We start from the raw sequence: 26,686 nt of genomic DNA, 5'->3' as shown, positions 1-26,686 counted from the left end.
GGGCGCAGCCTACTCCCTCAGACCACTATCAAATTCATAGCTGCTTGCGCATGTTTCACTAGCGCCTGCAGCCCAAAACGCTCAAAAACCCCACCCACCACTCACACCACGCGCCCTGCATCGATCGTGATGCGCCGCTCGCACTGCGCGGCCATCGCGCGGTCGTGGGTCACCAGCACCAGCGTTGTGCCCAACTCGCGGTTGAGCTCGAACATGAGCTTCATGATGGTTTCGCCGGTCGCAAAGTCCAGGCTGCCCGTGGGCTCGTCGGCCAGCAGCACGGCAGGCTGCACCACAAACGCCCGGGCCAGGGCCACGCGCTGCTGCTCGCCGCCCGACAGCACCTTGGGGTAGTGCGACAGGCGCTGCCCCAGCCCCACGCGCGCCAGCATCTCGGTGGCGGCCTTGCGTGCATCGCGGCGGTCGGCCAGCTCGAGCGGCAGCATGACGTTCTCCAGCGCTGTGAGGTTGCCCATGAGCTGGAAGCTCTGGAACACAAAACCCACCTTCTGGGCCCGCAATGCAGCCCGCGCATCTTCATCGATGGCAAACAGGTCGTGGCCGTCCAGCCGCACCGTTCCGCGCGTGGGGGTATCGAGCCCCGCGATGATGGACAGCAGCGTGCTCTTGCCCGAGCCCGAGGCGCCGACGATGGCCGCCGTTTCCCTGGCAGCCAGGCGGAAATCGATATCCCGCAGAATGTCGAGGGTTCCGGTGGAATCCGTCACCGACTTGAACACATGCTCCACGGCAATGATGGGGGTGGCGGGCGGTGTCTTGGGCAGCGGGGAGGGTTCGGACATGAAAGGCTCTTTACTTTGATTCGCAATCTGCAGCAACGGCGCCACTTTATCCTGAGCGCATCTATCGGCCTGGTGGTGGGGCTTTGTGCGCCCACGGCCTTTGCGCAGGCCGCCGCCAAGGCAGGGACTGCCGAACGCCCTTCGGTGATTCTGGTGCTGGGGGACTCGCTCAGCGCCGAATACGGCCTGGCGCGGGGCACGGGCTGGGTGGCACTGCTGGAAAAACAACTGGCGCAAGACAAGCTCTCAGCCACCGTGGTCAATGCCAGCGTGAGCGGCGAGACCACCTCGGGCGGCCGCTCGCGCCTGGCTGCACTGCTCGCGCAGCACAAGCCCAGCCATGTGGTGATTGAATTGGGGGGCAACGATGCCCTGCGCGGCCTGCCGCTCAAGAACACCGAAGAGAACCTGGCCTGGATGACCCAGGCGGCGCAAAAGGCCGGGGCCAGGGTCTTGCTGGTGGGCATGCAGGTGCCGCCCAACTATGGCACCGACTACGCGAACAAGTTTGCGGGCCTATTCACCACCGTGGCGCAGGCCCACAAGGCGGCCGTGGTGCCATTTTTCTTGAAGGGTGTGGCTGACGGACCGGACCCGACCCGCCTGTTCCAGCCCGACCGCATTCACCCTCGCGCCGAAGCGCATCCGCAAATGCTGGCCAACGTGTGGCCAGAGCTCAAAAAGCTGCTGCGTTAGGGATTCGCTGCACGCATCGAGCGATCAGTGTGTGCTGCAGATCGGGAGGGGCTGCCAGGCGCAAAACGCAGCAATAGCCGTAGCTATTAAGAGTATTTGCAACGCTGCAGACCGCCAGAGACCGCAGATGCACAGGGCGCGGCGATTGGTGCAGCGGACCCCTGTGACGCAGCCAGGTCACTCAGCCTGCAGGCTGCTCGGGATGGCCTGCAGCGCCCGCTGGCTGGTCGTCAGCGGGCTGGTCATCCCCATGCGGATCGTTCGGCCTGCGCTGTGTTTTGGCCCTCAGCTTCTCTTCCTTTTTTTGTTTTTTGGCGAGTTCGCGCTGGCGTTTTTCGTATCCGTAGTTGGGTGTTGCCAAGGTAGTTGCTTCCTGAAGTTGAGACTCACTGTAACAGGACGGGGTTTTCAGGCCCCTGCCGGGGTGCGCTGCAGCGGAATGACGGCAGCTCGGTACGCATGCCAGCTGGCAAAGCCCAGCACAGGCCCCGCCAGCACCAGGCCCACCCCCCAAAACCACAGCGAGACGGCCACGATGAGGGTGATCAATGCGCCCCACAGCAGCATCACGCCGGGGTTTTCAATCACCACACGCATGCTGGTGATGCCCGCAGTCAGCGCGTCGGTGTCGCGGTCCAGAATCATGGGGATGGACACCACGGAGGTGGAAAACACCAGCGCCGCAAACACACCGCCCACCACCGTGTACACCGCCACAAAGCTCCAGTTCTGCGGGTTGAACACCGCCTGCAGCACACCGGTGGTCGAGGGCATGCCGGTGTTGAAGAACACGGCAAACACCACCAGCGAGGCCCTGCCCCAAAGCAGCTCCAGCACCACCAGCACCAGCACCAGCATGCCCATGCTGCCCATGTGGCTGTCCCAGCAGGTAAGGGATTCGCTCAGCTGCGGCTTCAGGCCCGCCTCGCGCCGACGGCTGGTGTCGTAAAGCCCCATGGCCAGAAAAGGCCCCACCAGCAGACAGCCACTGGCGAGCGACATGGTGTATTCAGGCCGCGTGCGGAACACCCAGCCCAGCACCCCCGCCATGACCCAGAAGCACACGCCATAGAAAACAGCAATGCCCGGCGCGGCGCGCACATCGTCCAGGCCGCGCCGCAGCCACCGGAAGGGGTCGGCCACGCGCAACGGCTGCAGCTGCACGGGCTGGGCGGTCTGGGCCTTCACGCGGTCGGCAATGGCCTCAGCCTGCCGGGCCTCGGAGGTGTCTGGGGTGCCAAGGGTGTCCGGCGCAGGCTTGGAGGATGTCGCGTTCATGCCGCCACACTAAGCCCGCCCGTTCGGCTGCGCCACTGAGGAAAGCCCGTATCCCACACGAAATCCAGCGGCAGTGGGCCGCGCCGGACCCTTGCCGAGGCCGCTCAGCCCTGGGTGAAGGCGCGTTCCATCGCCTGTTGCAGGTCGCGCCGCAGGTCCTCCACAGCCTCCAGGCCGATCGAAAACCGCACCAGCGTGCCAGGCTTCAAATGGGCGGGCGGCCGACTGCGCATACTGGCAATGTTGTAAGGGACGACCAGGCTCATGGGGCCGCCCCAGCTGTAGCCCAGCTTGAACAAGCGCAAGCCGTCGCAGAAGGCATCCACCTGCTGTTGCGTGTACCGGGCGTCGATCATCACGCTGAACAAGCCAGCTGCCAGCCCCTGCCCGCCGTGAGCGGCACCACACAGGGCCTTCCAGTGCGCATGGCCGGGCGCGCCTTCCAGCGCGGGGTGCAGCACTTGCGCAATGACGGGTTGCTGCTGAAACCACCGCGCCAGCTGGCGGGCAGCGTCATCGTGGGCGCGATAGCGCAGTCCGATGCTGGGCAGCGCACGCAGCACGGCCTCGGCGTCGTTGGCCCCCACGCCCAGTCCCAGCCGCATGTGCGTCAGCTTGATCTTCATGTGCAGGCCCGGGTCGCGCGTGATCACGCTGCCCATGAGCACATCACCTCCACCGCTCGGATACTTGGTGAGCGCATGGGCCGAGATGTCCACCCCCAGGCTGCCGTCGCCCGTCAGGTCAAAGGGCGCAAACGCCAGGCCCGCGCCCCAGGTGTTGTCCAGCGCGGTTGTCACGCCCCTATCGCGGCAAATGCGCACCTGCTCGCACAGGTCCGGAAACTCCATGCTGACAGAGCCCGGCGCCTCCAGCCAGACCAGACGGGTGGCCGGCGTGATGCGGGCAGCCAGGTCAGCCGGATCCAAAGGGTCGTAAAACACATGGGTGATCCCGAACCGGGCGAGTTCGCCATTGGCCAGATCCTTGCCGGGCCCGTAGGCGTTGTCGGGAATCAGCACCTCATCGCCGGGCTTGAGGAGCGCCAGCCCCACGTTGGCAATGGCCGCCAAGCCACTGGGCACCAGCACACACTGCAGACCGCCCTCCAGCGCACACAGGCGCTCTTCGAGGATGAAGGTCGTGGGCGTGCCGTGCAGCCCGTAGGTGTAGCCGCTTTTGTCTTTCCACTCGCGCGAGCGCATGGCCGCAACGCTGGGAAAGATGACGGTGGAGGCCTTGAAAACCCCCGGTTGGGGGGCTACAAACCCGGCGGGAGGCTGGTAGTCGTGGTGGACGATATGGGTGGCAAGATCAATGTCGTGGTCTTTCATGCCAGCCATGGTAGCGCGCCGTCCGGAGTGACCCGGGCGGCGCTCAGATCGCTTGGCGATCACACCGCAGGGCTTGGGATGCATGCACCACAAGCCCTGCAGGTTGGCATTAACCAGCCGTCACGACCAGCTGGTTGTTCACCGAGGTCACGCCACTCACGCCCTTGGCAATGGTCTCGGCGCGGTCACGGGCCACCGTGGAGGGTGCGGGCCCGTTGAGCGTGACCTTGCCGTTGACAGTGTCTACATTGATCTTGACGGCGCTCAGGTCGGGGTCCTTGGCCAGGCCCGCGCTCACCTGGGCGGTGATGGTGGCATCGTCGATCACGCCCTTGGCGGAGTTGGCTGCCTGCTTGGCCGTGGCTTCCGCATTGGCCGCGCCCTGCTCCATCTTGGTCTCTGCGTTCTGCATCGCGCCCTCAGCCTTCACACGGGCGTCAGCTGCGGCTTGTTCGGTCTTTTCGACGGCAGAGTCCAGTCGCTGGCCCACGGTGGGCTCTTCGGTCTTGTTGCAGGCGGCCAGGCCCAGGGCCAGGGCGCTCACGGCCAGAATGCTCGCAACGCGATGGGCGGGACGGTCGATCAGATTCTTGGGGTTCATGCAATGACTCCTTGCGGTTGAAACATGGCCTCACTGTAGGCAGCGGGCCGCGGCTTGCGGGTCGGACATCGCCGAAGTGCTTGTAGGACGGCAACGCCAGCCGCGTATCGGCCGCACTCCCTGCGGAGCGGGTGACAATCGGGGCATGACCGTGTCTTCGCTCGCCCGTTGGCTTCCTTTTTTGAAATGGCCCCGCCCTGACCGACAACTGCTCAAAGGGGAGTTCTGGGCGGGCATGACGGTGGGGCTGATGCTGGTACCGCAGGGTGTGGCCTACGCGGCGCTGGCGGGCATGCCGCTGGTCACGGGCATCTACGCATCGCTGATTCCGGCGCTGGTCGCCGTGCTGTTCAGCTCATCCACGCGGCTGGGGGTGGGGCCCACAGCGCTCACCAGTTTGCTGATCGGCGCCTCGCTCACCGGCCTGGCGGAGCCAGGCAGTGCGCAGTGGGTGGCCCTGGCGGCATGGATGGCCCTGCTGTCGGGTCTGCTGCAGATGGTGATGGGCATGGCGCGCTTTGGCTGGTTGCTCAACCTCGTGACCTCACCCGTACTCAATGGGTTTACGCAGGCGGCGGCCCTGCTGATCCTGGGGTCGCAGTTGGTGGCACTGACCGGGTTGCGGGCTGCCGACTGGGGCGCCCTGCTGTCCACGCCATCGCTGGGGCTGTTCGACCTGACTGCAGCGGGCTTCGGCCTGGGGAGCCTCGCTTTGCTGATGCTGGCGCGCCGCGTGTTGCCCCAGTTCCCGGCGGCCATCGTGGTGGTGGGTGCTGCGGGTGCTCTGAGCTGGGCTCTGGGTTATGCCGATGCAGGTGGCGCAGTGGTGGGCGCCTTGCCATCGGGCTTGCCAGCGCCCTATTGGCCCGGTGCCCTGCCCTGGTCCAGCTTCAGTGCATTGGTCATGCCCGTGCTGGTGGTGACGCTGGTGAGCTTTCTGGAGACGGCATCGAGCGCCAAGGTGGAAAGCCAGCGCTCCAAGGAGCAGTGGAACGAAAACCAGGACCTGATTGGCCAGGGCCTGGCCAAGATCAGCAGTGGCCTGTGCGGCAGTTTTGCCACGAGTGCGTCGTTTTCACGCTCGGCCATCAACCTCTACGCCGGTGCCAAGACGGGCTGGGCCACACTGTTTGCGATCAGCCTGGTGCTGGTCGTGCTGCTGTGGTTGACGCCCGCGCTGTACCACGTGCCGCAGTCGGTGCTGGCGGCGGTCGTGGTCACGGCCGTCACCAGCCTCATCAAACCGGGCACCCTGATGAGGCTGTGGCGGGTGTCGCGGGTAGAGGCAGTGATCGGCGGCGTCACCTTTGCCCTGACCCTGGCCACGGCGCCGCGCATGTACTGGGGCGTGCTGGTGGGCTTGCTGATGAATCTGAGCCACTTTCTCTACCAGCGACTGCACCCGCGCATCATTGAAGTGGGCCTGCACCCTGATGGGAGCCTGCGCGACCGGCACCTGTGGCACTTGCCGCCACTGGCACCCCGGCTGCTGGCGCTGCGCATGGACGCGGAGCTGGACTTTGCCTCTGCCAGCGCTCTGGAGCGGCGCGTGACCGAACACCTGGCCGCCCACCCCGAGGTGCTGCACCTGTGTCTGCTGGCGCAGCCCATCAACCGCATCGATGTGACCGGCGTGGAAACCTTCGCCCAGTTGCTGGCGCAAATGGGACTGCGGGGTGGGACATTGCATCTGAGCGGACTGAAGCTGCCAGCAGAGCAGGTGCTGCGGCAGGCGGGGTTGCTGAAGCTGGGCCCCGGGCTGGCCATGTACCGCACCGATGCCGAGGCGCTGGTGGCACTGCAGCAGCTTCCCCAGCCCGTGGCGCGGGCGTGAGCCGGGTTTTACCTACGCTGCGCCGGCCTTGCGTTGGCCCTGTTCTTGCTGGCGCACTGGTACACTTGCCTAACTCTTTTTGTTCCAATTTGTGTCTGACTCTGCGGCCTCTCATCTGGTAGATTTGCGCGACCTTCGCCTGGATACTGCTCACGCTCTGGTGGCTCAGGCCGGCGGCAGCGAGGCAGCACTGCACCGCGAGGTGCCTTCCCTGTACCTGCAGGGTCTCATCGATGGCCTGTGCGAGCTGTCGCTCAAAGACCCGCTCACCGGCCTGGCCAACCGCAGACATTTCCGCGCGGTGCTCGAGCGCGAGATCGACCGTGTCACACGCTCAGGCGAGGCGGCCCTGCTGCTGATGCTGGACATCGACCATTTCAAGAAGGTGAACGACACCCACGGCCACCTGGCTGGTGACGTGGTGTTGCAGTCGGTGGCCCGCACGCTCAGTGCTTGCGTGCGCCCCATGGACACCTTGGCCCGCTACGGCGGTGAAGAATTTGCCGTGGTGCTGCCGGCCTGCCAGGCTGCCTTTGGCCGCGTGGTGGCAGAACGCATCCGGCGCGCAGTGGCCAACACGCCCATCCGCATTTCCCCCACGGTGGAGCTGAACGTCACCGTGAGCATCGGCGGAGCGTTTGCCATGCAGTGGATCCGATCCACCACCCTGCTGTGGACCGACCGGGCCGACCACCAGCTCTACCAGGCCAAGGCGTCGGGCCGCAACCGCGTCAGCATCGAGGAACAACCCGACAGCACCGTCAGTGCCGAAGAGAAAAGCCTGTTGTTTGGCCCGCTCTACACCCCTTCGGGTTGGGGCGACCTGCCTCCACTGGACCCCAACCCAACAGGCAGCGCCTACTGAAAGTTAGATGATGAGCGACGCGCTGTCCCCCCAACCCACAACGCCTGCAGCCCCTGCAGGCCCTGCCACCCCCCTGGCCTCTGCCGCTCCTGGCGCCCGCATCATTGCGGTGACCAGCGGCAAAGGTGGTGTGGGCAAGACTTTCGTATCGGCCAACCTGGCCGCCGCCCTCACCCGCCGAGGCCAGCGCGTGCTGGTGCTCGACGCCGACCTGGGCCTGGCCAACCTGGACGTGGTGCTGAACCTGCACCCCAAGATCACCCTGCACGACGTGTTCACCGGCAAGGCCGCATTGGACGATGCTGTGATCGCCGCGCCCGGTGGCTTTGACGTACTGCTGGCCGGTTCGGGCATGGTGGAGTATTCGCGCCTCACGCCCGAAGTGCGCAACCAGTTCCTGAACGTGATCCAGGCGCTCACGCCGCGCTACGACGTGGTGCTGCTCGACACAGGCGCGGGCATCTCCGACGTGGTGCTGTTCTCGGTGTCCCTGGCCTCCGAGGTGCTGATCGTGGCCACGCCCGAGCCCACTTCGCTCACCGACGCCTACGCTGCCATCAAGGTGCTGGCCATGCAGCAAAAACGCCAGCATGTGCGCATGGTCATCAACCAGGCGGCGCGTCCGGGCGACGGCCGGGCCATCACCAGCCAGCTGCAGCAGGTGCTCGACCGCTTTGTGAGCACCGAATCCGGTCGCCCCATGCGGCTGATCCACATGGGCGACATCCCGGCCGACCCCTCGGTGCGCGACGCCGTGATGCGCCGCCAGCTGCTGCTGCTGCAGACCCCCGGCTGCCCGGCGGCACTGGCCATTGCCCAGCTGGCCAACAAGATCGAGTCCACGCTGCTGTCGCCTGCAGCCTGACCCGGATACGCCAGGCGGCGCATGAGGCGCAGCCCGGCCACTGTGACCCACAGGCCCGCCAGCGGGCCTTTGTGCATTTTTACTGCCGTGAACACTACCGACACCGTCCTCAACATCTCCTGCTACAAGTTCGTGCCGCTGCCCGATGCCGCCGCGCTGCGCGATGTGCTGCATGAGCGTGCAGTGGCAGCCCATCTCAAGGGCACCATCCTGCTGGCCGAAGAGGGCATCAACTTCTTTCTGGCGGGTCCGGCCGAAGCTGTGCGGGGTTTTGTGGCTCAGCTGCGTACCGACGAACGCTTTGCCGACCTGGAGCCCAAGGAGAGCTGGTCGGCCACGGTGCCGTTTCGCAAGATGCTGGTCAAGGTCAAGCGCGAGATCATCCGCATGGACCACCCCACCATCCGCCCCGCCGCAGGCCGTGCGCCTTCTGTAGACCCGGCCACGCTGCGCCGCTGGCTGGACCAGGGCCATGACGACGACGGCCGCGAAGTGGTCACGCTCGACACCCGCAACGCCTTCGAGGTGGACGCAGGCACGTTCGACAACGCCATCGACTGGCGCATCGACAAGTTCACCGAGTTTCCCCCTGCGCTGCGCGCGCACAAAAGCGAACTGCAGGACAAGACGGTGGTGAGCTTCTGCACCGGCGGCATCCGCTGCGAAAAAGCCGCCATCCTCATGCGCGAGGAAGGCCTGCCCCATGTCTACCAGCTGGAGGGTGGCATCCTGAAATACTTTGAGCTGACAGACGGCGCGCACTACCACGGCGGGTGTTTTGTGTTTGACGAGCGCCGCGTGCTGGACACCGGGCTCGCCATCGACACGCCTACAGCGGCTGCAGCCGCTACAGAAGGCGCTATCAAATAATGAGCTGCCAGCGTTTTATGTACTGGCGCTACAGCCCATTTTTATCTACATATCACACTTTGATCACGCCTTGAAGCGGTGTTCCGGCAGGGGTATCCACTCCACCTCGCCCGGCACCTGGCCCATGGCCTGGGCCTCCCAGTCGCTGGCGGCCTGCACGATGCGGTCCTTGCGGCTGGAGACAAAGTTCCACCACATGTGGCGTGGCGCATCCAGCGGCTCGCCGCCAATCACCATCAGGCGCACGGCGCTCTCGCCCGCCGTCAGGCGCAGGGGCCGGCCGGGTTCCGCCACGGCCAGGATGTGCGCCTGCACCTCATCGCCGTTCAGCGACACGGGTGCATCCACGGTGTACACCGCCAGCTCGGGCACCAGCGCCGGAATCTCTATCGTGGCGCCGGCAGGCAACTGAATGTCCAGGTACAAGGTGCGCGAATACGTGGCCACCGGCGAGGTCTGACCAAAGGCCTCGCCAATCAACACCCGCACGGTGGCGCCATCCACCAGCAGCTCCGGAATGGCCGCCGCAGGCGTGTGCACAAACGAGGGGTCGGCTTCCTCGTGGGCGGCCGGCAACGCAGCCCAAAGCTGGATGCCATGGTTCACATAAGCCTGGTTCGCAAGGCTCTCCGGGCGGCGCTCGGAGTGCACGATACCGCGCCCCGCCGTCATCCAGTTGATGGCGCCGGGCTCGATCTGCTGCACGTAGCCCAGGCTGTCGCGGTGCATGATGGCGCCAGAGAACAAGTAGGTCACCGTCGCCAGGCCAATGTGCGGATGGGGCCGCACATCGTGGCTGTCGCCCGGTGCCACTGTCACCGGACCGAAGTGGTCGAAAAACAGGAAGGGCCCCACGGCCTTGCGCTGCACAGCGGGCAGCAGGCGGCGCACGGTGAAACCGCCGCCCAGATCCTTGGCATGGCCCGCGAGGGGCAGAAAGCTGGGGGTATCGCTCATGATGCACGCTCCAACGAAGTGCTGATCTCGGTCGTCACCGTGGTCATCAGCTTGTGCACAGGGCATTTCTGCGCCACGGTTTCCAGCTCGGCGATCTGGGCATCGGTGAGGTCACCGCTGACCTGCAGCCGGGTCGCGAGGCGGTAGACCCCCGTGCGTTCGGCCGATGCGTCGCGCTCGACCACGGTCTGCACATCTTCCACCGGCAGGCCCTTGCGGCGTGCGTACCACAACACCGTGAGCGCCTTGCAGGCCCCCAGGGCAGCGTCATACAGGTCGTGCGGGCTGGGGCCGCTGTCAGCGCCGCCCTCCTCCACACTGCCATCGGCCACGAGATCGTGCGCGCGGATATGCACGGTCTGGGCCATGGGCGCGCCGGGGACGCGCCGCAATTCAACTGCCATGGGGTGTTCTCCTGGTTGTATTGGGGCGCGCCACTGTAGCGCCAAACGGGGGCCTCGCCTTAACGGACGAGGCGGCGGGCCACGTCAGCCACGCGCTGGCCGAACTGCTTGCCCGTTTCCAGGTCGCCAGGGAACATCTCGGCGGCCGAGGCGTCGGACGGCGACTGGGACATGGCGCCGCTGAACGAGCCGATCCAGTTCACATCATTGCGCGTGGCCGCCTTGGAGTTGGCGGGCATCATGCCGTTGCCCACCCAGATGCCACCGTGCTGCATGGCCAGGTGGAACATGTAGTCGAGCGTGATCTGCTTGTCGCCATTGGTGCTGGCGCTGTTGGTGAAGCCCGCGAACAGCTTGTCCTTCCAGGCCTGGCTGAACCAGGGCTTGGAAGATGCGTCGGCAAACTTCTTGAACTGCCAGCTGGGGCCCGCCATGTAGGTCGGCGAGCCAAAGATGATGGCGCTGGCAGCGGCCAGCGTTTCCCAGCCGCCTTCGGGCAGGTTGCCCTCTGCATCAATAGCGACCAGCTGGGCGCCTGCACCTTCCGCCACAGACTGCGCCAGGCGCTGCGTGTGACCATAACCCGAGTGGTAAACAACTGCGATGTGTGCCATGAGATAACTCCTGTTGAAACGATGAGGGAACGAGACCAGGGGAAAGAACCAAAAGAACTACCAACAGAACGACAACCAACGACGAGATTGAATGCCAGAACCTGCACCCCTGCGGGTTGCAGGCCCTTTCCATGCCAACCGGATCAGCGGTCCGAGCGGCGTGCGTCCAGGCTCCAGGCGCCGGCGCCAAACGCTGCCAGGGCCAGCAGGCCGCCGGTCACGCCCACGTTCTTGAAGAACATGAGCTGCTGCATCATTTGCTTGTCAGCGGGCAGGTTCCAGTAGGCATGAAAGAAGAAGCTGGCCACCAGCGTGAAGAAGGCCAACGCCAGTGCGGCAAAACGGGTGCCCACGCCAAAGATCAGCGCCAGGCTGCCCAGCACTTCGACCGCCGCCGCAACGGCTGCCGCCACCGTGGGCATGGGCAGGCCCACCGAAGTGATGTAGCCCACGGTACCGGCAAAGCCGGTCAGTTTGCTGATGCCCGCAGGCAGGAACAGGGCGGCCAGCAGCAGGCGCGATGCCAGGGCCAGAGGGTTTTGCAGGGATGTGAACATGGTGAAGAACTCCTGAGTGAAAGTGGTTACGAAGTAAAGATCAGGCGGCCAGGTCAAACACCAGCACCTCGGCGTCGTGGCCATCGGTCAACGACAAGGTGGTTTCCTTTTCCATCAGCAGCGCGTCGCCGCACGACAGGGCCTGGCCGTTGGCGCTCAGCGCGCCACGCACCAGGTGCACATAGGTCTTGCGGGCGGGGTTCAGCGCCAGGGTGGCGGACTCGTCACCATTCAGCAAGCCCGCATACAAGGCTGCGTCAGCATGGATCTTCACCGAGCCCTGGGCGCCGTCGGGCGATGCCACCAGGCGCAGGGCGCCGCGCTTTTCCGACTCGGCAAAGGTCTTTTGCTCGTAGCTGGGCGGGATGCCGCGCACGTTCGGCTCGATCCAGATCTGCAGAAAATGCGTGGTCTGGCCGACAGCGTGGTTGAACTCGCTGTGCTGCACGCCGGTGCCTGCGCTCATGCGCTGCACGTCACCGGGCGGGATGCCCTTGACGTTGCCCATGCTGTCCTTATGGGCCAGCTCGCCCGACAGCACGTAGCTGATGATTTCCATGTCGCGGTGGCCATGGGTGCCAAACCCGGTGCCCGGCGCAATGCGGTCTTCGTTGATGACCCGCAGGTTGCCAAAGCCCATGTGGGCAGGGTCGTAGTACCCGGCAAACGAGAAGCTGTGGAAGGAATTGAGCCAGCCATGGTCGGCGTGGCCCCGGTCTTGCGATTTACGAACAGTCAGCATGTGAGTGCTCCTTTCAAGACTCGACTGTAGGACCGCAGCCTCCTCTTCGGGCACAGACGGATTGATGGCACTATTCAAATAATCTGAATTAACATGGCGCCACCATGCAAAACGCCCGCGATGTCCTCACCCCCGATGCGCTGACCATGCTGCAGGTGATTGCCGAGGCTGGCAGCTTTGCCGCCGCCGCACGGCAACTGGGCCTGGTGCCCAGCGCCCTCACCTACCGCGTGCGCCAGATCGAAGACGCACTGGACGTGCTGCTGTTCGACCGCAGCGCACGCCAGGCCCGCCCCACCGAGGCCGGGGTGGAGCTGCTGCGCGAAGGCGCGCGCCTGCTGCAAGACATCGACGCCGTGGCCCACCGCGTGCGCCGCGTGGCCACGGGCTGGGAGCCGCAGCTCACGCTGTCCATCGACGGCATCATTTCGCCCCACACCCTGCTGGAGCTGGTGGACGCGTTCTACGCCATGAAGCCCCCGACGCGGCTGAAGCTGCGCGACGGCATCATGACCGGCACGCTGGAGGCGCTGACCTCCGGCCGCGCAGACCTGGCCATTGGCGTCTCGGTGGCCAGCAACAACGTGGCCGGCCTGCAGCAAGGGCTGCTGGGTGACGTGCTTTTCATCTACGTGGTGGCGCCCCATCACCCGCTGGCCACCGCGCCCGAGCCCATCTCCGACGCCACGCTTCTCGAACACCGCGCCGTGGCCGTGGCCGATTCGGCCACCCGGGGCGGCGCCACCATGGGCCTGCTGGGTGGGCAGGATGTGCTGACGGTGGACACCATGCAGGCCAAGGTGCGCGTGCAGTTGCGCGGCCTGGGCGGCGGCTTTCTGCCCGAACCCATGGTGCGCCCCTACCTGGAGGCAGGCCGTCTGGTGGCGCGCCGCGTGGCCCGGCCCGAACGCAACGTGCGCGTGCACTACGCCTGGGGTGGTCCCGGCTTCACCGCACCCGGCCGCGCGCTGCAGTGGTGGCTGAACCAGCTGCAAAGTCCCGCCACACGCCGCGCTCTGCTGGAAAACCACCATCATTTGTGACCCTGATCAAGTGCGCACAGGCCGGCACCGCGTGTAGAGTGGTTCCTGTTGGTTCTGCATCGCATTTCTTTTGCCGACCGTCACCGAAAGGCCTCCCATGAGCAAACCTGATCCTCTCCCCGCCAAACGGCTCCGACGCACCAGCGCCCCGATCCCTGCGGCCTCCGCAGCGCCCGCCACCCCAGTCACCCCCTCCGGCAAACCGCAGCGCCACTTCGCCATCATCGGCGCAGGCATGGCGGGCATTGCCTGCGCCCGCACCCTGGTCCAGGCCGGCCACCGGGTGACGGTGTTCGAAAAATCCCACCAGGCCGGTGGCCGCACCGCCACCATCGACAGCCCCTTTGGCAACTTTGATGCCGGCGCCCAATATTTCACCGTGCGCGACCCGCGTTTTGCCCGCGCCATCGACACCGTGCCCGGCATTTGCAAGCGCTGGAGCGCCAATTCGGTCCAGGTGCTGGACGCTGCAGGCCGCGTAGCCGCCGTGGGCCTGCCCCACCGCGAGGCCCATTGGGTGGCCAGCCCGGGCATGCAGTCGCTGGTCACCACCTGGGCCGACCCCCTGGTTCAGGCAGGCCAGCTCATCACCCACACCCGCGTCACCCGCATCGAACCCGACGCCGTGAACGCACCAGGCTGGCAATTGCGCACCGAAGGCGCGGGTGGCGAACAACACGTGTACGCAGGCTTCGATGCCGTGCTGCTGGCCCAGCCCTCCGTGCCTGCGCAGGCCCTGATTTCCGGCTCCGGACTCGACTCCCCACTGGCCGACGCCATGTCCAAGGTGGCCATTGCCCCCTGCTGGACCCTGATGCTGGCCTACCCCCAGGCCGTGCGCCCGGGCCTGACCACACTGGGCCCGCAATGGAACGCCGCGCGCAGCACCCACCACCGCATTGCCTGGCTGGCGCGCGAGTCGTCCAAGCCGGGTCGCAATGTGGTGGAGCGCTGGACGGTGCAGGCCAGCCCCGCCTGGTCGGCAGAACACCTCGAAGACGACGAAGCCCGCGTGCAGGCCAAGCTGCTCAAGGCATTTGCCGAGGTCACCGGCATCCGGGCCGAGCCCGCGCATGCCGACACCCGCCGCTGGCGCTATGCGCAGACCACCCACCCGCTGGGCAAGAGCCACCTGTGGGACGCCAAGGCCGGCCTGGGTGCGTGCGGAGACTGGTGCCTGGGGCACCGGCTGGAAGATGCCTTTGTGTCGGGCCTGGAACTGGCACTTGCCGTGGCATGACGCGGGGCGTGGGCGCAACGCCGCACGACAAGGGCAGCCCCGCAGTACGCGTTGAAGGGCTCTATGTGGGGCGGTTTGCCCCCTCTCCCACGGGCCCGCTGCATGCGGGTTCTCTGGTGGCCGCGCTGGCCAGCTGGCTGGATGCACGCGCACACAACGGGCGGTGGCTGGTGCGCATCGAGGATGTGGACCAGCCCCGCTGCGTGCCGGGGGCGGACACCTTCATCCTTCAGCAACTGGCCACCTGTGGCCTGCACCCCGATGCCCCGCCCCAGTGGCAGTCCGCGCGCAGCAGTCTGTACCAGCGTGCCCTGGACCAGCTGGTGGCACAGGGCGATGCCTACCCCTGCGCCTGCTCACGCAAGGATATCGAAGACGCCCATGCCGCCCAGGGCCATGCCCGCGAGAGGCATGCCGCGCTGCCTTACCCCGGCACCTGCCGCCATGGGCTGCACGGCCGCACGGGGCGCTCCTGGCGCTTCAATGTCACAGACTTCAAGCCAAAACAACCTATTGCGCTAGTGGATCATGCCTGGAGCGCTACATATTCAGTAGCAGACGGAATGCTGCAGTGGCGCGACCGCCGCCTGGGACGCCAGCAGCAACAGGTGGCTAACGCCGTAGGCGACTTTGTGCTGCGCCGCGCAGACGGACTGTGGGCCTATCAGCTGGCCGTAGTGGTGGACGACGCTGACCAGGGCATCACCGATGTGGTCCGGGGCGAGGACCTGGCCGACAACACGCCCCGCCAGATCCTGCTGCAGCAGGCCCTGGGGGTGCCCACACCGCGCTACCTGCACACCCCCCTGGTGTGCGGGGACAACGGCGAAAAACTCTCCAAACAAAACGGCGCGCAGGCGCTGGAACTGCAGAACCCGGTGGTGGCCCTGTCGCAAGCCGCGCTGGCACTGGGCCTGCCCGCTGTGGCAAATCTGCACAACATTTGCATACCCGACGCACTGGCACAGTGGGTGGCGGCGTGGCGACGAAACTACAATGGCCCACCGTGACCGAATTGACCACAGCTTCCGCCCCCGCCAGTGCTGCGCCTGCCGCAGCCGCCGTCCCTACAGCGCCCGCCGTGCAGGGCTCTGCCCCCGCCGGTGTGACCCACCCCAAAACCATCAAGAGCTTTGTGCGCCGCGCCGGCCGCACCACCACGGGCCAGGCCAAGGCCTTTGAGGACTTCGGCCCGCGTTTTGTGCTGCCCTACACCCCCGCCCCGCTGGACGCCACCGCCGCCTTCGGCCGCAGTGCGCCGCTGGTGCTGGAGATCGGCTTTGGCATGGGCGAGGCCACGGCCCATATCGCCCGCGTGCGGCCTGACGACAACTTTCTGTGCTGCGAGGTGCATGAGCCCGGCGTGGGCGCCCTGCTCAAGCGCATTGGCGAACAAGGGCTGACCAACATCCGCATCCTGCAGCACGACGCCGTGGAGGTGATCGACCACATGCTGCCGCCCGGCGTCCTCGACGGTGTGCACATCTTCTTCCCCGACCCCTGGCACAAGAAAAAGCACAACAAGCGCCGCCTGATCCAGCCCCCGCTGGTGGCCAAGCTGGCTGCACGCCTCAAGCCCGGCGGCTACCTGCATTGCGCCACCGACTGGCAGCCCTACGCCGAGCAAATGCTGCAGGTGCTGAGCGCCGAACCCCTGCTGCAAAACACCGCAGACGGCTTTGCACCGCAACCCGACTACCGCCCGCTGACCAAATTCGAAAACCGTGGGCTGCGACTGGGCCATGGGGTGTGGGACGTGGTGTTTGTGCGCCGTAACTGACCCCACGACATGCCCCGATCGGCCCGCACCACACCGCCTATGAAACCCATCCTGCAAAACCTGGTGGAGATGACTGGCCACCGCGACCACCTGCGGCTCGAGGTGTCGGTGCTGTCCACGCTGCAAAAGCTCAGCAGCATCATCGAGGTGCGGGCCCTGGAGCTGTTCACGGACGGTGGCGTGCCCCATGTGCGGCCCCGTACCTGGGTGGACAACGGCCAGCTCGTGTCCACCGACTCCGAAGCCGCCGCAGACCCCCGCCGCGAGCCGCTGGACCAATACCCCGCGCTGCGGGACTGCGTGGACAGCCGTGGCGAAAGCGCCCTGGCCTCGCCCCGCCGGGGCCGCCATGTGCTCTGGCTGCCGGTGTGGATGCACGACAAGGTCAGTACCTGCCTGGAGATCACCCAGTCGCGCCCGTTCTCGGCCCACAAGCTTGACGTGCTCATGGGCGTGTTTCAGGTGTACCAGAACTACCAGAGCCTGCTCGACTACAGCGAGCGCGATGCGCTCACTGGCCTGTTCAACCGCAAGACGTTTGACGAGCAGTTCTCCCGCTACACCATGAGCGGGCTGGCCAGCCGTAAGGGCGCCGTTACCGAGTCCTTTGCGGCCGAGGAAACCGCAGTGGCCAGCGACAACGAGCCCCTGCAGCAATGGCTGGCGGTGGTGGACATCGACCACTTCAAGCAGGTCAACGACCGGTTCGGCCACCTGTATGGCGACGAGGTGCTGATCCTGATCGCCAACATCCTGCGCAGCTCTTTCCGCAGCCATGACCGCATCTTCCGCTTTGGCGGCGAAGAGTTTGTGGTGCTGCTGCGCTCCACCACGCTGAGCACCGCCCACAAGGTGTTCAACCGCTTCCGGCTGGCCGTGCAGGAGTACCACTTCCCGCAGGTGGGCCAGGTCACGGTGAGCCTGGGCTTTGTGAGCACCACGCGCGGCTCGCCCGTAGAGATTCTGGGCCAGGCCGACCAGGCGCTTTACTACGCCAAGGAACATGGCCGCAACCAGGTCTGCTTCTATGACGATCTGGTGGCCAGCGGTCAACTGGCGACCAAGGTCGCCAACGACGACGTCGAGCTGTTCTGACCGGGCCGGGCCCCATGGCCATATGGCCCGCTGTCCGCTGCGACAAGGCTGGTCCGGGCAAGAACGTAGCGCTCCATCGTCCACCGTAGGGCGCCTTTCCCCTCTCAGCCCAGCGACGCCAGAATGGCCTCCACATTGACCTCGTCGCGCTGCGCAGGTGTCAGAAAGCGCTCTGCGTAGTCGCGCCACACGCCGCTGGTCAGGAAGAAGCGAAACACCTCGGCATCGATGTGACGCTCGCGCACCATGTGGGTCATGATCTTGAGCGACTCGGACAAGGTCTTGGGTGGCTTGTAGGGCCGGTCGGCCGCAGTCAGCGCCTCAAAGATGTCGGCCAGGGTCATCACCCGGTCGGCCAGCGTCAGCTCGGGCGCCTTCAGGCGCCGGGGGTAGCCGGTGCCGTCCAGCTTTTCATGGTGGGACCCGGCAATCGACGGCACGCGCGCCAGGTGCGGCGGAAACGGCAGACCGCTGAGCATGATGATGGTCTGCACGATGTGGTCGTTGATCTTGAAGCGGTCTTCGGCAGTGAGCGTACCCCGCTGGATGGACAGGTTGTGCAATTCGCCCAGGTGCGCCTCGTAGGGCGGCAACACCATGTCAAAGCCCCAGCGATTGGCGGGGTTGCCCGCCTCCACCGGCGGCTTGCGTGTGCCCCAGGGCACGATGTGCTCGGGCCGGTCGGCCAGCAGCGGCTCGTTGGCGGGCAAGGGGCGCACCGGCACGCTGGAAAGTCGCAGCATCTCGGCGGCCGACAGGCCCAGGCGGTCGTCAAAATGCCGTTGCCATATCTGGCGGCCGACGGTCTTGAGGCGGGCAATGTCCGCCTCGGCCATGAATTCGCCCCCCACGTTGCAGCGGGCTACAAAGGCAAAGTCTTCCTGCAGTTGTTCGCGCCGCTGCAGCAGCTCGCGCTGCAGGCGCACCGGGTCCACGCCGGACACATGCTGCTTCCAGTAGTCCAGCTCAGCGTCCCGCCACAACACCTCAAAGCGCATGCGCACCTCGTGAATGCGGTTGTAGAGCGTCTCCAGCTTGGTGGCCTTGTCGATGATGTGCTCGGGGCTGGTGACCTTGCCGCAGTCATGCAACCAGGCCCCCAGGCGGAATTCGTAGCGCTCGGCATCGGTCATGGCCACCTGGGCAAACGGACCGTCCTTGGCCGCACACATGCGGTCCATCAGCGCCTCGGCCAGCTCCGGCACGCGCTCGCAATGGCCACCGGTGTAGGGGCTCTTGGCGTCGATCGCGTCGGCCAGCAGGCGGATGACAGCATCGAGCAGCTTCTTCTGGCCTTCGATCAGGCTGCGCGTCTCGATGGCCACCGACAGCGTGCCGGACAACTTCTCGACAAACGCGCGGAAATGCGCGTCGTCCTGCGTCTGGTCCGCGATGTAGCGCAGCACCAGCAGGCCCAGGGGCTGCCCGTCACGGGTGCGCAGCTGCACCCGCAGCACGCGCGCGGGCTCGGTGTCGTCGTCGTCTTCGTGCTGGTCGCCAGGTTGGGGCTCGGTATGGTTGATGAAATGCACCATGGCCAGGTGCTCGGGGTAGCGCGACTGCTGCTCCGGGTCTTCGCAATGGCGGGCCGCGCGCAGCAAGCCGGTGCGTTGCGGGTCCACGAGGTACACCGCACCGCCGGTGCAACTGGTCGCGCGCACCAGCTCGTACAGCACGCTCGACAGCATCAGGTCGGTGCGCGACTCGGCGCTGATGTGGTGGGTGATGTGCAAGAACTCCTGGATGGTGTCGGACATGCGGTCCATCACCTGCCCCAGGTCGCGCACCTCGCGCACCGGCGACACCCGGCGTTCGGGCCGCCGGAAATCAAACCGCGCCAGCGCCCTGGCCTGCAACGCCAGCCCGAATAGACTGCGCCCCACGCGCCGGCCGGCCAGCCAGCCCAACGGCAGCATCAGGCCGATGAGCGACACCGACAGCCACACCTGCTGGCGCAGGTTGTTGTTCACCTCGGCCAGCAGCTCTTTGGTAGGAATCGCCATCAGGATCTGCAGCCCCTGCCAGCGCATCGATGCCAGCGGCAGCGAACGGCCCAGCCATTCCTCGCCGTCGGCCTGCAGGCGGCGTGACTCGCCATCTTTCAGGCCCAGCGCCTGCAGCGCATGCAGGCTGGGCACACCCAGATCGTCTAGGGCACGTAGCCGCAGGCCCGGCGTGTTGCCATCACGCAGTAGCACGCGCGACATGTCGGGATAGGCCAGCACGCGGCCGTCCTTGTCCACCACCGCGATCTCGGTGCGGGGCATCAGGCGCAGGCCACTGATCTCATGCCCCAGGTCGGTCAGGGCCACGTCCAGGCCAATCACCGCACGCCCGTCCTCGCTGGGCTGGCTCAGCGTGATGCCCACCTCCTGCGTGGTGAAGAACACATAGGGTGCCGTGAGGATCTGGGTGTTCTGCTCCAGCGCCTCGGCGTACCAAGGCCGGGTGCGGGGGTCGTAGCGGTATTCCGGGCGCACGGCCGAATCGATCAGCCGCAGGTCCGCGTCGTAATAACTCCAGCGCCCCACCATGCCCGCCAAGCCGCGCTCGCGCGCCATGGACTGCACCAGGTACGCCGTTTTGGGCGGTGCATCCAGCCGCACCCGCAAGGCCTCGTTTCGCACCGGCCGCACCAGCAAAAACTGCCCGTCCGGGTAACCGATGAACACCGCCGACAGCAGCGGGTTCTGCTCCAGCAGCCGCGCCAGTACAGGCAGGCGCCGCAGCCGCGCTGGCAGGGTGGACGCAGAGGCCACCGGGTCGAACGCCAGCAGGCGGATGGTGGCATCGGCCGGGTCCACGATGCGGTGTACCCGTTCTGCAATGAGCTGGCTGATGCGCTGCGCACTCTCGTCCGACGCCGCAATGATGGCCTGGCGCGCGCTGGTGCTGACCTGGTACACCAGCAACGCTGTCAACAACAGCATGGCGGTGACCACCACGGTGGCGATCAGGACCTCAAAGGGGATGGTGATGCGGCGCCACCACGGCAGGTGGCCGCCTTGGCCCACCGAAGCAGCGCCCGTACCGCGAAGCACAGCGGACGGCGGCGGGTCTTGGGGGCTGTCGCGCAGGGTGTCCATGCGCTGCACTTTAGGGTGAAAGCTGGCGTTCCGTCACCCTCTTTTTGGCAGCCATGGCTACCACACCACAGCGGCGGGTGCCGCTGTGGTGACCGGTACATCAGCCCAGTTGCTGCGTGACCCAGCCTGTCACCGAAGCCAGTGCTGCGGGCAGCTTGGACGCGTCAGTGCCGCCAGCCATGGCCATGTCGGGCTTGCCGCCGCCCTTGCCGCCGACTTGCTGGGCGACAAAGTTGACCAGTTCACCCGCCTTGAGCTTGCCCACGCTGTCGGCGGTGACGCCCGCAGCGATCTGCACCTTGTCGCCATCCACGGCGGCCAGCACGATGGCAGCGGTCTTGAGCTTGTCCTTGAGCTTGTCCATGGTGTCGCGCAGGGTCTTGGCGTCGGCACCCGGCAGCGCCGCAGCCAGCACTTTGAGGCCCTTCACCTCCACCGCCTGGTTCACCAGTTCGTCACCCTGGCTCGAGGCCAGCTTGCCCTTCAAGGCAGCCACTTCCTTTTCGAGCGCGCGGGCGTTGTCCAGCGCCTGGCTGATGCGGCCATTGAGCTCGGCCACCGGCGCCTTGAGGGTGCTGGCGGCCTGGTTCACGGTGTCTTCCAGGTTCTGCAAGTACGCCAGTGCGTTGGCGCCGGTCACGGCCTCAATGCGGCGGATGCCAGCAGCCACGCCACCTTCGCCCACCACCTTGAACAGGCCGATGTCGCCCGTGCGCTGCACGTGCGTGCCGCCACACAGTTCGCGGCTGGTGCCGATGTCGAGCACGCGAACGGTCTCGCCGTACTTCTCGCCAAACAGCATCATGGCGCCGGTCTTCTGGGCCGACTCGATGTCCATCACGCGCGCTTGCGTGGGCTGGTTGGCCAGGATTTCTTCGTTCACACGGCGTTCGATCTCGCGGATTTCAGCCGCCGTCACGGCGCCGTTGTGTGTGAAGTCGAAGCGCGTGCGGTCGGCATTGACCAGGCTGCCCTTTTGCTGCACATGGCTGCCCAGCACTTCGCGCAGGGCCTTGTGCATGATGTGCGTGACCGAGTGGTTGCGCACGGTGGCTGCGCGCACGGCGGTGTTCACCTGGGCCTGCACCGTGTCACCCACGTTCAGTGTGCCCTCTTCGAGCATGCCATGGTGGCCAAACACATCGGCCTTGATCTTGAGCGTATCGCCCACCGCAAAACGGGCCGAGCCGCTGGTGATGACACCTTCGTCACCCACCTGGCCGCCGCTTTCGGCGTAGAACGGGGTCGTGTCCAGCACCACCACGCCGTTTTGGCCGGCTTTCAGTGCTGCAGCGCTAGTACCGTCTACATAGATTGCTACGATTTTTGCAGTCTCTGCGAGGTGTTCGTAGCCCGTGAACTGGTTGGCGGCACCGGTGTACTCCAGCGCCTTGTCCATCTTGAACTTGCCAGCAGCGCGGGCCTGGGCCTTCTGCTTTTCCATGGCGGTCTTGAAGCCTGCCTCGTCCACTTCCACGTCGCGCTCGCGGCATACGTCATTGGTCAGGTCGAGCGGAAAGCCATAGGTATCGTGCAGCTTGAACGCCACGTCGCCAGGCAGCACCTTGGCGCCGCCGTCCAGGGCCGCGTCCAGAATTTCCATGCCGTTGGCCAGCGTTTCGAAGAAGCGCTCTTCTTCCACCTTGAGCACCTCGGTGATGCGCTGCTCCTGCTCGCGCAGGGATGGGTAGGCGTCACCCATCAGGCGCACCAGGTCGGACACCAGCTTGTGGAAGAACGGGGTCTTCTTGCCCAGCTTGTACCCGTGGCGGATGGCACGGCGCACGATGCGGCGCTGCACGTAGCCACGGCCTTCGTTGCTGGGGATCACACCATCGCTCACCAGGAAGGCGGTTGCGCGGATGTGGTCGGCAATCACACGCAGGCTCTTGTTGTTGAGGTCCGTCACGCCGGTCTCGCGGCCGGCGGCCTTGATGAGCGCGTCGAACAGGTCGATCTCGTAGTTGCTGTGCACGTGCTGCAGGATGGCTGCAAGGCGCTCCAGGCCCATGCCGGTGTCTACGCAGGGTGCGGGCAGCGGGGTCACGGCACCCGTCTCGTCCATGTTGAACTGCATGAACACGTTGTTCCAGATCTCGATGAAGCGGTCGCCGTCTTCATCGGGGCTGCCGGGAGGGCCGCCTGCAATGTGCGGGCCGTGGTCATAGAAGATTTCGCTGCAGGGGCCGCAGGGGCCGGTGTCGGCCATCATCCAGAAGTTGTCGGACTTGTAGCGGCCGCCCTTGTTGTCGCCGATGCGGATCACGCGCTCGGGTGGCAAGCCGATTTCCTTGGTCCAGATGTCGTAGGCCTCGTCGTCCTCCCGGTAGACCGTGGCCAGCAGGCGCTCTGGCGGCAGCTTGTAAACCTCGGTCAACAGCTCCCAGGCCCACTTGAGCGATTCGCGCTTGAAGTAGTCGCCAAACGACCAGTTGCCCAGCATTTCAAAGAAGGTGTGGTGGCGCGCGGTGTAGCCCACGTTTTCCAGGTCGTTGTGCTTGCCACCCGCACGCAGGCAGGCCTGCACGGACACCGCCCGGTTGTACGAGCGCTTGTCGGTGCCCAGGAACACGTCCTTGAACTGCACCATGCCCGAGTTGGTGAACATCAGCGTGGGGTCGTTGCCAGGCACCAGAGGGCTCGACGGCACCACGGTGTGGCCCTTGGAGACGAAGAAGTCCAGGAAGGACTTGCGGATGTCAGCGACAGAAAAAGTGGGAGTGCTCATGGTGTTGTGGAGTGGTTGCACGCAGCAGGCAGACCGCAGGACCCGCGCCTGCGCGCTGCCTGTCGCTGCCCCTATGGGGACCAACCTTTCATTATAGGTTTGCCGTCTGGCGGTCCGTGGCGGGAGGGCGACAGGGCGGGGACTGACGCCTCCACTCCATGCGCCAACGAATGCGGAAAAATCCGCTTGCGCGCTTTAAATATCTTGTTAATATATTAATAACCGCAACCCATCCACTGATCCAAGGAGCCCCTCGTGAACCCACAACCCCGCTGGCAAGGCATCTTCCCCGCCATCACCACCAAGTTCCACGCCGACGAGTCCATCGACGCCGAGGGCACAGCCCGCCACATCGACTTTCAGATCCGCAACGGCATCCACGGGCTGGTCACCTGCGGTTCTCTCGGCGAAGCCAGCACACTCACGCTGGAGGAAAAGCTCCAGGTCGCCAAGATCGCCCTCGAAGCCGCTGACGGCCGCGTGCCCGTACTCGCCAACGTGTCCGAAACAAGCACCCGCGAGGCCCTGCGCTACATCGACGGCGGCAACAAGCTCGGCGTGGCCGGCTACATGGTCATGCCCTCGGTGATCTACGTGGCCGACGCCCGCGAGGCCATGGCCAATGTGCGCGCCATGGCGGGTGCCGCCCAGCGCCCCCTGATGGTCTACAACAACCCTGTGGCCTACCGCGTGGACCTGAAACCCGAGCACATGGTGGAGCTGGCCGACTGCGAGTGGATCGCCGCCATCAAGGAAAGCACCGGCGACATCCGCCGCATCACCGACCTGCGCAACACCGTGGGTGACCGCTACCAGCTCTTCCTGGGCGTGGACGACCTGGCTTACGAAGGCCTGGCCCTGGGCTGCGACGGCCTGCTGGCCGGCGTGGGCTGCGCCTTCCCGCGCGAAACCGTGGCGCTGTACGACCTGATGAAAGCGGGCAAATTTGCCGAGGCGCTGCCGCTCTACCAGTGGATGACGCCCATGCTGCACCTGGATGTGTCCAACAAGCTCGTGCAGAACCTCAAGCTCATCGATGCGTTGGTGGGTGTGGGCACCGAACACATGCGCCGCCCCCGCCTGCCCCTGGTGGGCGACGAACGCGCATTTGTCGAGAGTGTGGTGCGCAAGGCCCTGGCCACGCGCCCTACAAAATACCAGTCTGTCGCCTGAGACACTGAGCGCCCTACTCCACCACCACAGCACCATGCAACGCATCCACGTGATCGACTCCCACACGGGCGGCGAGCCGACCCGGCTTGTCATCGACGGTTTCCCGGACCTGGGCACCGGCACCATGGCCGAACGGCGTGCGCTGCTGGCCGAGCGCCACGATGCCTGGCGGACCGCCACTGTGCTGGAGCCGCGTGGCAGCGACGTGGTGGTGGGGGCGCTGCTCTGCGCGCCGCAAGACCCGGCCAATGCAGCGGGCGTGATCTTCTTCAACAACAGCGGCTACCTGGGCATGTGTGGCCACGGCACCATCGGGCTGATCGCATCGCTCGCCTATCTGGGCCGCATCACCCCTGGAGAGCACCGCATCGAAACCCCGGTGGGCACCGTCACCACCACCCTGCACGCTGATGGTTCGGTCAGCGTGCGCAACGTGCTCGCCTACCGACTGCACCACCAGCTGGCGGTGGATGTGCCCGGCCATGGCCGCGTGGTGGGCGATGTGGCCTGGGGCGGCAACTGGTTCTTCCTGATCTCCGACCATGGCCAGCGTGTAGCCAGCGACAACCTGGAGGCGTTGATGGCCTACAGCTGCGCCGTGCAGCAAGCCCTCAAAGACCAGGGCATTCGGGGCGACAACGGCGGTGAGATTGACCACATCGAGTTGTTTGCCGACGACGACCAGGCCGACAGCCGTAACTATGTGCTGTGTCCCGGCAAGGCCTATGACCGCTCGCCCTGCGGCACGGGTACCAGCGCTAAGGTGGCCTGCCTGGCGGCCGACGGCAAGCTCGCACCGGGCGCACTCTGGCGCCAGGCCAGCATCATCGGAAGCCAGTTCGAGGCCAGCTACACACTGCAGGACGATGGCAAGGTCATCCCCACCTTGCGGGGCCGCGCGCACATGAGCGCCGACGCTACTTTGCTGATTGAAGACAAGGACCCCTTTGGCTGGGGCATCCGGCTATAACCCGGCCCTGCTGCACGTGCGCCCCATGCAACACACCGATGTCCTTGTGATTGGCGCTGGCATCGTGGGTGCCGCCTGCGCCCATGCGCTGGTGTTGGCAGGGCTGTCGGTACGCGTCATCGATGCGCGCCTCGGCGGTGCCACGGCGGCGGGCATGGGCCATCTGGTGGTGATGGATGACAACCCTGCCGAGCTGGCGCTGAGCCAGACATCGCTGGACCTCTGGCACACCTGGGCACCCCACATGGATGCGGGCTGTGCGTTCACGCCCTGCGGCACGCTCTGGCTGGCCGCCAACGATGCAGAGCTGCAGGCGGCCCATGACAAACGCAGCACCCTGCAAGCACACGGAATCGCCTGCGACATGCTCGACGCGGCCGCCCTGTCCCGCGCAGAACCCGCACTGCGCCCCGGTCTGGCGGGTGCGCTCAAGGTGCAGGGGGATAGCGTGGTCTACGCCCCGCGCGCAGCCCAGTGGCTGCTGGACCAGGCCGCAGCCCACGGACACCTTGTGTTGGAGCAGGCTGAAGCGATGCAGATCGACGGCCACACCGTCACCCTGCGCGACGGAAGCCAGCGCAGCGCAGGCGCCATCGTGCTGGCCAGCGGCATCCACGCCCCGCAGCTGTGCCCCGGCCTGCCGCTGCGCCCCAAAAAGGGCCACCTCGTCATCACCGACCGCTACCCAGGCACCGTGCACCACCAGCTGGTGGAGCTGGGCTACATCACCAGCGCGCACCACAGCGACGGTACCTCGGTGGCCTTCAACGTGCAGCCCCGGCCCACAGGGCAGTTGCTGATCGGCTCGTCGCGCGAGTTCGACACCACCGACCCCGCCGTCAACAACGCCGTGATGGCGCGCATGCTGCAACGGGCACTCGACTACCTGCCAGGCCTGGCCGACCTCAACGCCATCCGCACCTGGACCGGTTTTCGCGCCGCCACGCCGGACAGCCTGCCGCTGATTGGCGCGCACCCCGAACACCCGCACGTGTGGCTGGCCGTGGGACATGAAGGATTGGGGGTGACCACCGCCCCGGCCACCGCGCAGTTGCTGGCGGCCCAGATCGTAGGGGGCGCCCCGGCGATCGACCCCACGCCCTTTGCACCTGCCCGCTTTGCGGGCCTGAGCACATCATGACCGCATCCAG

At 66.0% G+C, this 26,686-nt stretch carries 25 protein-coding genes; 13 read left to right on the top strand and 12 right to left on the bottom strand.

Annotated elements, in window-relative coordinates:
• Positions 1-101: 101 nt before the first annotated feature.
• Positions 102-803 carry an ABC transporter ATP-binding protein gene (locus ATF69_RS09775; protein WP_146870799.1) on the bottom strand — a complete coding sequence of 234 codons (702 nt, stop codon included), beginning with the start codon at positions 801-803 and terminating at the stop codon, positions 102-104.
• Positions 804-818: 15 nt separating this feature from the next.
• On the opposite strand from ATF69_RS09775, the gene ATF69_RS09770 reads away from it, so the two are divergent.
• Positions 819-1,499 carry an arylesterase gene (locus ATF69_RS09770; RefSeq protein WP_146870798.1) on the top strand — a complete coding sequence of 227 codons (681 nt, stop codon included), beginning with the start codon at positions 819-821 and terminating at the stop codon, positions 1,497-1,499.
• A gap of 181 nt (positions 1,500-1,680) precedes the next feature.
• Here the strand turns inward: ATF69_RS09770 and ATF69_RS09765 are convergent, their stop codons facing one another.
• The 4 genes from ATF69_RS09765 to ATF69_RS09750 form a co-directional block, all read right to left on the bottom strand.
• Positions 1,681-1,860 carry a hypothetical protein gene (locus tag ATF69_RS09765; RefSeq protein ID WP_146870797.1) on the bottom strand — a complete coding sequence of 60 codons (180 nt, stop codon included), beginning with the start codon at positions 1,858-1,860 and terminating at the stop codon, positions 1,681-1,683.
• 47 nt (positions 1,861-1,907) lie between these two features.
• On the bottom strand, positions 1,908-2,777 hold the full coding sequence (locus ATF69_RS09760; protein WP_244303693.1) for a DUF2189 domain-containing protein: 870 nt from the start codon (positions 2,775-2,777) through the stop codon (positions 1,908-1,910).
• A 104-nt stretch (positions 2,778-2,881) separates the two neighbouring features.
• Positions 2,882-4,120 (bottom strand): PLP-dependent transferase, encoded by a 1,239-nt coding sequence (locus ATF69_RS09755; RefSeq protein ID WP_146870796.1) that lies wholly within the window; start codon positions 4,118-4,120, stop codon positions 2,882-2,884.
• A 100-nt stretch (positions 4,121-4,220) separates the two neighbouring features.
• Positions 4,221-4,712 carry a BON domain-containing protein gene (locus ATF69_RS09750; RefSeq protein WP_056063145.1) on the bottom strand — a complete coding sequence of 164 codons (492 nt, stop codon included), beginning with the start codon at positions 4,710-4,712 and terminating at the stop codon, positions 4,221-4,223.
• 145 nt (positions 4,713-4,857) lie between these two features.
• On the opposite strand from ATF69_RS09750, the gene ATF69_RS09745 reads away from it, so the two are divergent.
• From ATF69_RS09745 to ATF69_RS09730, 4 genes are all read left to right on the top strand, one after another.
• Entirely contained in the window at positions 4,858-6,546 is a 1,689-nt protein-coding gene (locus ATF69_RS09745; RefSeq protein WP_146870795.1) for a SulP family inorganic anion transporter, read from the top strand.
• Positions 6,547-6,637: 91 nt separating this feature from the next.
• Complete coding sequence (locus ATF69_RS09740) at positions 6,638-7,411, top strand: GGDEF domain-containing protein (protein WP_056065041.1); 774 nt, start codon at positions 6,638-6,640, stop codon at positions 7,409-7,411.
• Between the two features lie 10 nt (positions 7,412-7,421).
• On the top strand, positions 7,422-8,276 hold the full coding sequence (locus tag ATF69_RS09735) for a MinD/ParA family protein (RefSeq protein WP_146870794.1): 855 nt from the start codon (positions 7,422-7,424) through the stop codon (positions 8,274-8,276).
• Positions 8,277-8,363: 87 nt separating this feature from the next.
• Positions 8,364-9,146 carry a sulfurtransferase gene (locus tag ATF69_RS09730; RefSeq protein WP_099732121.1) on the top strand — a complete coding sequence of 261 codons (783 nt, stop codon included), beginning with the start codon at positions 8,364-8,366 and terminating at the stop codon, positions 9,144-9,146.
• A gap of 63 nt (positions 9,147-9,209) precedes the next feature.
• Here ATF69_RS09730 and ATF69_RS09725 read toward each other — a convergent pair whose 3' ends face one another.
• The 5 genes from ATF69_RS09725 to ATF69_RS09705 all read right to left on the bottom strand — a co-directional run bounded on the left by ATF69_RS09725 (position 9,210) and on the right by ATF69_RS09705 (position 12,420).
• Entirely contained in the window at positions 9,210-10,103 is an 894-nt protein-coding gene (locus tag ATF69_RS09725; RefSeq protein ID WP_146870793.1) for a pirin family protein, read from the bottom strand.
• The gene (locus ATF69_RS09720) at positions 10,100-10,507 is read right to left on the bottom strand and encodes an OsmC family protein (RefSeq protein ID WP_099730380.1); all 408 of its coding nucleotides are present in this window, start codon (positions 10,505-10,507) and stop codon (positions 10,100-10,102) included. Before ATF69_RS09720 ends, ATF69_RS09725 begins: the two co-directional genes overlap by 4 nt.
• A 59-nt stretch (positions 10,508-10,566) precedes the next feature.
• Positions 10,567-11,121 (bottom strand): flavodoxin family protein, encoded by a 555-nt coding sequence (locus tag ATF69_RS09715; RefSeq protein WP_056744601.1) that lies wholly within the window; start codon positions 11,119-11,121, stop codon positions 10,567-10,569.
• Positions 11,122-11,264: 143 nt separating this feature from the next.
• On the bottom strand, positions 11,265-11,678 hold the full coding sequence (locus ATF69_RS09710) for a DoxX family protein (RefSeq protein WP_056744599.1): 414 nt from the start codon (positions 11,676-11,678) through the stop codon (positions 11,265-11,267).
• Positions 11,679-11,718: 40 nt separating this feature from the next.
• Positions 11,719-12,420 (bottom strand): pirin family protein, encoded by a 702-nt coding sequence (locus tag ATF69_RS09705; RefSeq protein WP_146870792.1) that lies wholly within the window; start codon positions 12,418-12,420, stop codon positions 11,719-11,721.
• A gap of 104 nt (positions 12,421-12,524) precedes the next feature.
• On the opposite strand from ATF69_RS09705, the gene ATF69_RS09700 reads away from it, so the two are divergent.
• From ATF69_RS09700 to ATF69_RS09680, 5 genes are all read left to right on the top strand, one after another.
• Complete coding sequence (locus ATF69_RS09700) at positions 12,525-13,463, top strand: LysR family transcriptional regulator (RefSeq protein WP_056063168.1); 939 nt, start codon at positions 12,525-12,527, stop codon at positions 13,461-13,463.
• Positions 13,464-13,698: 235 nt separating this feature from the next.
• Complete coding sequence (locus tag ATF69_RS09695; protein ID WP_233584327.1) at positions 13,699-14,703, top strand: NAD(P)/FAD-dependent oxidoreductase; 1,005 nt, start codon at positions 13,699-13,701, stop codon at positions 14,701-14,703.
• Entirely contained in the window at positions 14,700-15,713 is a 1,014-nt protein-coding gene (gene gluQRS / locus ATF69_RS09690) for a tRNA glutamyl-Q(34) synthetase GluQRS (protein ID WP_244303692.1), read from the top strand. Before ATF69_RS09695 ends, gluQRS begins: the two co-directional genes overlap by 4 nt.
• Positions 15,710-16,483, top strand: coding sequence for a tRNA (guanosine(46)-N7)-methyltransferase TrmB (gene trmB / locus ATF69_RS09685; RefSeq protein ID WP_146870791.1), 774 nt, complete (start codon positions 15,710-15,712; stop codon positions 16,481-16,483). The genes gluQRS and trmB overlap by 4 nt, the downstream gene beginning before the upstream one ends.
• A gap of 39 nt (positions 16,484-16,522) precedes the next feature.
• Positions 16,523-17,578 carry a GGDEF domain-containing protein gene (locus ATF69_RS09680; protein WP_146870790.1) on the top strand — a complete coding sequence of 352 codons (1,056 nt, stop codon included), beginning with the start codon at positions 16,523-16,525 and terminating at the stop codon, positions 17,576-17,578.
• A gap of 104 nt (positions 17,579-17,682) precedes the next feature.
• Here the strand turns inward: ATF69_RS09680 and ATF69_RS09675 are convergent, their stop codons facing one another.
• Positions 17,683-20,664 carry an HD domain-containing phosphohydrolase gene (locus ATF69_RS09675; RefSeq protein WP_146870789.1) on the bottom strand — a complete coding sequence of 994 codons (2,982 nt, stop codon included), beginning with the start codon at positions 20,662-20,664 and terminating at the stop codon, positions 17,683-17,685.
• Between the two features lie 100 nt (positions 20,665-20,764).
• Positions 20,765-23,392: an alanine--tRNA ligase gene (gene alaS, locus ATF69_RS09670; protein WP_146870788.1), complete on the bottom strand. Its 2,628-nt coding sequence runs from the start codon at positions 23,390-23,392 to the stop codon at positions 20,765-20,767.
• A gap of 255 nt (positions 23,393-23,647) precedes the next feature.
• Between alaS and ATF69_RS09665 the strand changes: the two genes are divergently transcribed.
• From ATF69_RS09665 to ATF69_RS09655, 3 genes are read left to right on the top strand one after another with little or no spacing between them, the layout of a single operon-like run.
• Positions 23,648-24,565 (top strand): dihydrodipicolinate synthase family protein, encoded by a 918-nt coding sequence (locus ATF69_RS09665; RefSeq protein WP_055398099.1) that lies wholly within the window; start codon positions 23,648-23,650, stop codon positions 24,563-24,565.
• A 34-nt stretch (positions 24,566-24,599) separates the two neighbouring features.
• Entirely contained in the window at positions 24,600-25,535 is a 936-nt protein-coding gene (locus tag ATF69_RS09660) for a 4-hydroxyproline epimerase (protein ID WP_146870787.1), read from the top strand.
• 25 nt (positions 25,536-25,560) lie between these two features.
• Positions 25,561-26,676 (top strand): NAD(P)/FAD-dependent oxidoreductase, encoded by a 1,116-nt coding sequence (locus ATF69_RS09655; protein WP_146870786.1) that lies wholly within the window; start codon positions 25,561-25,563, stop codon positions 26,674-26,676.
• The last annotated feature ends 10 nt before the right edge of the window (positions 26,677-26,686 follow it).

Origin of the sequence: Acidovorax delafieldii, assembly GCF_007993815.1 — a bacterium.
GTDB lineage: Bacteria > Pseudomonadota > Gammaproteobacteria > Burkholderiales > Burkholderiaceae_C > Acidovorax > Acidovorax delafieldii.
Note: the sequence above shows the minus strand (reverse complement) of the source record. Positions and strands in the feature narration are given on the sequence as shown.